At 38.0% G+C, this 724-nt stretch carries 1 protein-coding gene and 1 pseudogene; both read left to right on the top strand.

The features are described 5' to 3' along the window. Positions 1 to 212 (top strand): annotated as a pseudogene (locus CI597_RS18270) (IS91 family transposase); the annotation flags it as partial. 52 nt (positions 213 to 264) lie between these two features. Beyond that, entirely contained in the window at positions 265 to 441 is a 177-nt protein-coding gene (locus CI597_RS18250; RefSeq protein ID WP_186992544.1) for a hypothetical protein, read from the top strand. The last annotated feature ends 283 nt before the right edge of the window (positions 442 to 724 follow it).

Here is a 724-nt window from a genome sequence, read left to right as displayed (position 1 = left end):
CCGTTTCTAAAAGCAAACACCGTATCTATCGGAGTTTTAACCAATGGAGAACTGCCATTTTGACTTCCTTCGGTTACGATCCTTTGGAATGTCCTAACTGCAAGCACAAAATGACTGTTTTAGAAATCTATTACAATCACAAATGCGTATCCCTTGAAGAATTATACGAGAAAGCAATGTCCAAATCTCGTGGAAAGCGTTCTTCTGCATGATCTCTTTTTTCACATTCTATGCTATAATCCTCTAAAAGGAGGAGATACACCCATGAAACCTAATATCGAGGAATTACGCAAAAAATATATCGATAATCCGCCAGAAGGAATGACATCTAAGGACATTCGCCACATGAGCGAAGATGAACTTCTGGATATGGATTATTTCTTAAATGAAGACGACCTGTTTGATGACGAGGCTGGTGTAGAAGGTTTTTATATCTTCTGACCAATGTCGTCCTCTCTCTTTGCCCGCCTCTGTGCGGGCTATTTTCATTCAAGAGTTCGACAAAAGCCGATCTTTCCTATAAAGATTAGGGTGTCAAAAGGTCATTGACCTTTGATATAAATTTGTACCTTGAAAATTTAACACGATATATCAATCCATCCGAACATTTGGTAAAATATAAATATCAAATATCGAGGTGATTCGCATGGCTTTTGTATCAAATAATAGTCAACAAATGTCGTTGACTGACAGCACATTTAACCTGACAGAAAGAGAACGTAGG

It is taken from the genome of Anaerostipes hominis (ex Lee et al. 2021), assembly GCF_002270485.1.
Taxonomy (GTDB): Bacteria; Bacillota; Clostridia; order Lachnospirales; family Lachnospiraceae; genus Anaerostipes; species Anaerostipes hominis.
The sequence above is the reverse complement of the archived record's forward strand: the minus strand, read 5'-3'. Positions and strand labels throughout refer to the sequence as shown.

Coding starts and splice junctions, on each gene's coding strand:
- CI597_RS18250 (WP_186992544.1), top strand. CDS start 265: ATGAAACCTAATATCGAGGAATTACGCAAAAAATATATCGATAATCCG.